The sequence below is a fragment of the Sphingomonas sp. 37zxx genome (assembly GCF_000786205.1).
Classification (GTDB): domain Bacteria; phylum Pseudomonadota; class Alphaproteobacteria; order Sphingomonadales; family Sphingomonadaceae; genus Sphingomonas.
In genome coordinates this window covers 1-6,997 of record NZ_JROH01000085.1, presented here as the reverse complement: position 1 = coordinate 6,997, position 6,997 = coordinate 1, and the positions used below count along the sequence as shown (strand labels likewise).

General features: G+C 65.6%; 4 protein-coding genes. 2 read left to right on the top strand and 2 right to left on the bottom strand.

Annotated features, from left to right (window positions below):
• Window positions 1-67 precede the first annotated feature (67 nt).
• Window positions 68-718 (bottom strand): peptidylprolyl isomerase, encoded by a 651-nt coding sequence (locus QU44_RS16605; protein ID WP_033923529.1) that lies wholly within the window; start codon window positions 716-718, stop codon window positions 68-70.
• Window positions 719-729: 11 nt separating this feature from the next.
• On the bottom strand, window positions 730-2,988 hold the full coding sequence (locus tag QU44_RS16600) for an NADP-dependent malic enzyme (protein ID WP_033923528.1): 2,259 nt from the start codon (window positions 2,986-2,988) through the stop codon (window positions 730-732).
• A 145-nt stretch (window positions 2,989-3,133) separates the two neighbouring features.
• On the opposite strand from QU44_RS16600, the gene mutS reads away from it, so the two are divergent.
• Window positions 3,134-5,701, top strand: a complete 2,568-nt coding sequence (gene mutS / locus QU44_RS16595; protein WP_033923530.1) for a DNA mismatch repair protein MutS — start codon at window positions 3,134-3,136, stop codon at window positions 5,699-5,701.
• A 49-nt stretch (window positions 5,702-5,750) separates the two neighbouring features.
• Complete coding sequence (gene trmB / locus QU44_RS16590; protein ID WP_033923527.1) at window positions 5,751-6,428, top strand: tRNA (guanine(46)-N(7))-methyltransferase TrmB; 678 nt, start codon at window positions 5,751-5,753, stop codon at window positions 6,426-6,428.
• The last annotated feature ends 569 nt before the right edge of the window (window positions 6,429-6,997 follow it).

Below are 6,997 nucleotides of genomic sequence, written 5' to 3'. Positions count from 1 at the left end.
TCGCAAAGACGGCGTGAATCACAACATACTGATATCGCTCAACTACTTTCGGATCTGGCTCTAAGGCTTACGGCGCGCGCTTCGGGCCGGTCAGCCACATGCGCGGCAATTTGGTGGGTTTCGCGGTGCCATCGAGCCGAACCGCACGGGTGATGCGGATCGGCTTTAGGATCATCTGGCCGCGAAACGCATCGAATCCGCCGCCGGTCTTTACCGCCAGGATGCGCTTGACCGAATCCATCCCGCCGATCACCCGGCCAAAGGCGGCATAGCCCGGATAATCGGGCCGCGCGTCCATCGAAGGCGCGGGGCCGATCGTGATGAAGAAATTACCCCCCGCCGCCTCGGGCGTCGCACCGCGCGCCATCGAGATCGTCGCGTCGAGGTGGCGGATGCCGGTCTTCGACGTCGGCTCCAGCGGAAACGGCGGCAGGATTCGCCGCGCATCGGTGCGGATGCCGCCCTGGACAAAGCCGGTGCCGGGCGTGCGCTTGCTGCGCGCGGCGCGATAAAAGGTGACGCCGTTGAATCGGCCGTCATCGACATAGGCGAGGAAATTCTTGGCGGTCGCCGGCGCGCGCTTGGTATCGACCGCGATCAGGATCGGTCCCGCGCTGGTTTCGAGGCGCACGCGGACCCTGGCCGGCTCGCGCGCGCTTGTCGGGGTAGCAACCACCCCGACAAGCGCCAGCAGCAAAAGGTGCAGGACCGCCCTCACCCCGGCACCCCTCAGCGCGCGATCCCGCCCGCCGCCAGCACCGCCAGCGTCACCAGCTCGCTGGCAGTGCTGGTCATCGGTGCGATCTGGACGTTCTTTTCCATGCCGATCAGCATCGGACCGATCATCGTGTCGCCGCCAAGCTCGCGCAGCAATTTGGCCGAGATGTTGGCCGATTGCAGGCCCGGCATGATCAACACATTCGCCGGCCCCGAAAGCCGCGCGAACGGATAGTTCTTCATCTGCTTTTCGTTGAGCGCCACATCGGGCGACATTTCGCCTTCATATTCAAACCCCGGCTGGCGCGCGTCGAGCACCGACACCGCCTCGCGGATATTGTCGAGCCATTGCCCCCCCGGATTGCCGAAGGTCGAATAGCTCAGGAACGCGACGCGCGGCTCATGCCCCATCCGCCGCGCGACCTGCGCGGTCTGTTCGGCGAAGTCGGCAAGCTGTTCGGCGGTTGGCCGTTCGTTGACCGTGGTATCGGCGATGAACACCGTATGCGTCTTGCCCACCAGCACATGGATGCCGAACGGGGTGCGACCGGGCTCGGGATCGATCACGCGCTTGATCTCGCGGATCGACTGAGCATAGGCGCGCGTGACGCCGGTGATCATCGTGTCACCTTCGCCAAGCTGCAGCAGCAGCGCGCCAAAGATGTTGCGATCCTGGTTCACCATCCGCTCGCATTCGCGACGAAGAAAGCCCCGGCGCTGCAGCCGGGCATAGAGGAAATCGACCATCTTGGGCACCAGCGGCGAATGCCGGCTGTTATGCACTTCAAAGCTTTCGGGATCGCTGATCCCCAATGCTCGCAGCCGATCATACACATCGTCGCGGCCCACCAGCACCGGAGTGCCATAGCCGCCGTCGCGGAACGCGATCGCCGCGCGCAGCACCACTTCTTCCTCGCCCTCGGCAAAGATCACCCGCTTGGGCCGGGCGCGCGCGCCTTCATGCGCCAGCGACAATACCGACGTCGTCGGGTTCAACCGCGCGCGCAGCGTGTGGCGATAGGCACCCATGTCGAGGATCGGGCGAGTCGCCACGCCCGAATCCATCGCCGCCGTCGCCACCGCGACCGACACGACCTCCATCAGCCGCGGATCGAACGGCGCGGGGATGATATATTCGGGGCCGAAGCTGTGCTGAACTCCATACGCAATCGCGACTTCCTCGGGCACGCGCTCGCGCGCCAGTTCGGCGATCGCATTGGCCGCCGCGATCTTCATCGCATCGTTGATGCCCGTCGCGCGCACGTCGAGCGCACCGCGAAAAATGAACGGGAAGCCAAGCACGTTGTTGACCTGGTTGGGATAATCCGACCGGCCCGTCGCCACGATCGCATCGGGGCGCGCCGCCTTGGCGAGTTCAGGGCGAATCTCCGGCTCGGGATTGGCCATCGCGAAGATGATCGGCGCGGGAGCCATGTCCTTGACCATTTCGGGCAGCAGCGCCCCCGCCGCCGACAGGCCCAGGAACACATCGGCCCCGTGCAATGCCTCGGTCAGCGTCCGGCGATCGGTGGCGGCGGCATGCGCCGACTGCCACTGATTCACGTCCTCACGCCCCTGATAGATCACGCCTGTGCGGTCGCACATCAGCACATGATCGGCGCGTACCCCCATTGCCTTCATCAGCTCGGTACAGGCGATCGCCGCCGCGCCGGCACCGTTCACCACCAGGCGGATGTCCTTCAGCTCACGCCCGGTGAGCAGACAGGCGTTGATCAGGCCAGCCGCGCAGATGATCGCGGTGCCGTGCTGATCGTCATGGAACACCGGAATGTTCATCCGCTCGCGCAAGGTCTGCTCGATGATGAAGCATTCAGGTGCCTTGATGTCCTCAAGGTTGATCCCGCCAAAGCTCGGCTCGAGCAACGCGACACAGTTGATAAAGGCGTCGACGTCCTCGGTATCGACTTCCAGATCGATCGCGTCGACATCGGCGAAGCGCTTGAACAGCACCGCCTTGCCTTCCATCACCGGCTTGGACGCAAGCGCCCCCAGATTGCCCATCCCCAGGATCGCGGTGCCGTTCGAAATCACCGCGACCAGATTGCCCTTGGCGGTATAATCATAGGCGGTGGCGGGATCGTCATAGATCGCCTTCACCGGCACCGCGACGCCGGGCGAATAGGCCAGCGCCAGATCGCGCTGGGTCGCCATCGGCTTGGACGCGATGATCTCGATCTTGCCGGGACGCCCCTCGGAATGAAATCGCAGCGCTTCGCGCTCGGAAAACTGGACGGTCGATTCGTCGGTCATTCGCAAACTCCGTAGGGCGTTTGCCCGCTCTAGGGTCTGGGGAGCCGTAAGGGCAAGCGTGCGGTGGTTCCGCTTTGCCAGCTTAATGTCTATCGACACGTCGATGGCCAGCGCGAACCCCACCAGCACCACCGCCCCCACGCCGATGATGGCGCAATATCTGGCGCTCAAGGCAGAGGCGCAGGATTGCCTGTTATTCTACCGGATGGGCGATTTCTTCGAAATGTTCTTCGAAGATGCGCGGATCGCCGCCGCCTGTCTCGACATCGCGCTCACCGCGCGCGGCGAGCATGATGGCGAGCGCATCCCGATGTGCGGCGTGCCGGTCCACGCCGCCACCGCCTATCTGCAACGACTGATCAAGGCGGGGCATCGCGTCGCCATCGCCGAACAGACCGAAACCCCCGAAGCGGCCAAGAAGCGCGGCGGATCAAAGGCGCTGGTGGCGCGCGCGATCGTCCGCGTGGTGACCGCCGGCACGCTGACCGAAGAGGCGCTGCTAGACGCGCGCGCCGCCAATTGGTGTGTCGCGGTGGGCGAAGCCGGCGGCGACGTCGCGGTCGCTGCCGCCGATGTATCGACCGGGCGGTTCGAGATTTTCGAGACCGACCTGACCGGCCTTGGCGCGGCGCTGGCCCGGCTCAATCCCGCCGAAGTGGTCGCCAGCGAAGCAAGCGAGATCGACGCCACCGCGCATCGCCCGCGCGCGCAGTTCGACAGCGCTGCGGGCGAGGCGCGGCTGAAAGCGCTGTACGGCGTCGCGACGCTCGACGGGTTCGGTCAATTTTCGCGCGCGGCGCTGTCGGCGGCAGGTGGGCTGGTCGCCTATCTCGATCACACGGCAAAGGGGGCACTCCCCTTCCTCCGCCCGCCGGTGCTCCACGCGGGCGATGCCAGCATGGCGATCGACGCGGCGACTCGCGAAAGCCTTGAACTGACACTCGCCACCGGCGGCACGCGCAAGGGCAGTCTGCTCGACTCGGTCGATCGCACCGTCACCGGCGCGGGCGCGCGGCTGCTGGCACAGGACATCGCCGCGCCGCTGATGGACACAGCCGCGATCGATGCGCGGCTCGATCTGGTGCAGCGATTCCATGACGAGCCCAATTTGCGCGAAACATTGCGATCATCGCTGCGCGCGCTGCCCGATATCGGCCGCGCGCTGGGGCGGATCGTCGCGGGGCGTGGCTCGCCGCGCGATCTGGGGCAGTTGCGCGACGGTCTCGACGCCGCCTGGGCATTGGGCGAGCGATTGCACCAGCTTGCCACGCCTCCCTTGCTGCTGGCGGAACTCACGCCCCGCCTACAGGGCCACGGCGCGCTGATCGACTTGCTCAAACGCGCCCTGGTGCCCGAACCGCCGATCGACGCAGCCGGCGGCGGCTATATCGCCGAAGGGTTCGACGCCGCGCTCGACGATCTGCGCCGCACCGGGGCTGGCGGCAGGCGCGCGATCGCCGCGCTCGAGGCCGACTATCGCCGGCGCACCGGCATCGCCGCGCTCAAGATCCGCCACAACGGCGTGCTTGGCTATCATGTCGAAGTGCCCGCGCGCGCCGCCGATACGCTGATGGCCCCCGACAGCGGCTTTACCCATCGTCAGACATTGGCGGGCGTCGTCCGCTTCAACGCCGCCGATCTGCACGAAGCGGCGATGCAGGTGACACAGGCAGGCAACCATGCGCTCGCTGCCGAGGCATCGCATCTCGAAGACCTGACCGAAACCGCGCTCACGCGCCGGCACGAGATTGCGGTGACCGCCGATGCCCTCGCCCGGATCGACGTCGCTGCGGGCCTCGCCGAACGCGCGGCAGAGGGCGGCTGGGCGCGGCCGACATTGGTCGATCACGCCTGTTTCGAGGTTGAGGGCGGACGGCATCCGGTGGTCGAGGCGGCGGTGGCGCGCGCGGGCGGGCGCTTCGTCGCCAATGATTGCGACCTGTCCGAATCATCGCGGCTATGGCTGGTCACCGGCCCCAATATGGGCGGCAAATCGACCTTCCTGCGCCAGAATGCCTTGATCGCGGTGCTGGCGCAGGCGGGCAGCTATGTTCCCGCCGCCCGCGCCAAATTGGGGCTGGTCGATCGGCTGTTCAGCCGGGTCGGCGCGTCGGACAATCTAGCGCGCGGGCGATCGACCTTCATGGTCGAAATGGTCGAAACCGCGGCGATCCTGGCGCAGGCGACGCCGCGCAGCTTCGTCATCCTCGACGAAGTCGGGCGCGGCACCAGCACTTATGACGGGCTGGCGATCGCCTGGGCAGTGGTCGAGGCGATCCACGAGGATAATCGCTGCCGCTGCCTGTTCGCCACGCATTATCACGAGCTGACGCGGCTGGCCGAACGCTGTGAGGCGCTGTCGCTGCACCATGTCCGCGCGCGCGAATGGAAGGGCGAGCTGGTGCTGCTGCACGAACTCGCCACCGGCCCCGCCGACCGCAGCTATGGCCTTGCGGTCGCGCGCCTTGCCGGGCTGCCACCCGCGACGATCGCGCGCGCCAAATCGGTGCTGGCCAAGCTAGAGGCAGGCCGCGCCAAAACCGGCGGGCTGGCGGCGGGGCTGGACGATTTGCCGCTGTTCGCAGCCGTCGCGGCGCAGGAGGCCGACGCCGTCGACGAATTGCGGAGCGCGCTGACCGCGATCGACATCGATTCGCTCAGCCCGCGTGAAGCATTGGACACGCTCTATCGGCTGAAAGGATTGGCGGGCTGACCGTCTAGCCTCTGGACACGCCCGCCCCCACCCGCCAAACGCGCTCGCCATGAACGACCCCGCCGTCATCCGCCGCCTCTATGGCCGCCGCCAGGGCCACAAATTGCGCGTGGCACAAGAAGAGCTGGTCGCCGAATTGCTGCCGCGCATTTCGGTGCCCGAAGGTCCGCTTTCGGCGGCCACATTGTTCGGTGCCGATTGCCCGATGGAGGTCGAAATCGGCTTTGGCGGTGGCGAGCACCTCGCCGGGCAAGCCGCTGCGCGCCCCGGCACCGGCTTTATCGGCTGCGAACCATTCCTCAACGGCGTCGTCAGCGCGCTGGGGCATGTTCGCGATGGCGCTCTAGGCAATGTCCGGCTGCACATGGGCGACGCGCTCGACGTGCTCGATCGGCTGCCCGATGCCAGCCTGGAGCGGGTGTATCTGCTGCATCCCGATCCCTGGCCCAAGGCGCGGCACGCCAAGCGCCGGATGGTCAATCATGGCCCGCTCGACCTGATCGCCGCCAAGCTGAAACCCGGCTGCGAGTTTCGCCTGGGCACCGACGACCCGACCTATTGCCGCTGGGCGATGATGGTAATGAACCAGCGCCGCGACTTCACCTGGACCGCCGCCACCGCGCACGATTTCCAGACCCGCTCAACCGACTGGCCCGAAACCCGCTATGAACGCAAGGCTCGGCGGCAGGGGCATGAGGTGTGGTACTTCCGTTGGGTGCGGATTTGAGTGGTCGTTGCGTTGTATTTTTATGCCTTTTACAGTTCCGGTCTTATGCATGCTGCGGTGGCCGAGAATATTGGGCGTATCGCGAAACAGTGATTGTTTGGCCCAGCTTCGTCGCCAAAAAATTGTGATCCAGCGTTTTTCACATGCCGAGGTCAATCCGACGAACATCCGAGCATGCATGTCCCCAAAACGCTTGCCATTGCGACGGACGAGACCTGCCAATACCTAGGATCTTTTGCACGATCGGGAAGCACGAACCGAGTTTATAAAATATGCTCACCGATTGCCTGCCAAGCTGGCGGGGTGACGAAAGCGCGCTGTCTGGGTGGCGTTTGGGAACGGCAAACCACGGAACTTCCGACTGTTGGCCCAGTTCCTGTTGCCTCGACAGGCAGTCGATTTACGACAAGTTGATCATGCGAGACGGCGGAAGGCAGTGGCCGTCTCGCCGAGCCGCCCGAGTAACATAACCACGTGGATCGATGGTGACGTTGGCAATCATGATGGCCCACTTTTTGGTCATTCGGCGCCCTATCCGCACCTGGGCACTTCCAATAACCCCTCGACAT

What these genes read in the sequence shown, in the direction of transcription:
- QU44_RS16600 (WP_033923528.1), bottom strand. Translation starts at nt 2,988, where the DNA reads ATGACCGACGAATCGACCGTCCAGTTTTCCGAGCGCGAAGCGCTGCGA.
- mutS (WP_033923530.1), top strand. Translation starts at nt 3,134, where the DNA reads ATGATGGCGCAATATCTGGCGCTCAAGGCAGAGGCGCAGGATTGCCTG.
- trmB (WP_033923527.1), top strand. Translation starts at nt 5,751, where the DNA reads ATGAACGACCCCGCCGTCATCCGCCGCCTCTATGGCCGCCGCCAGGGC.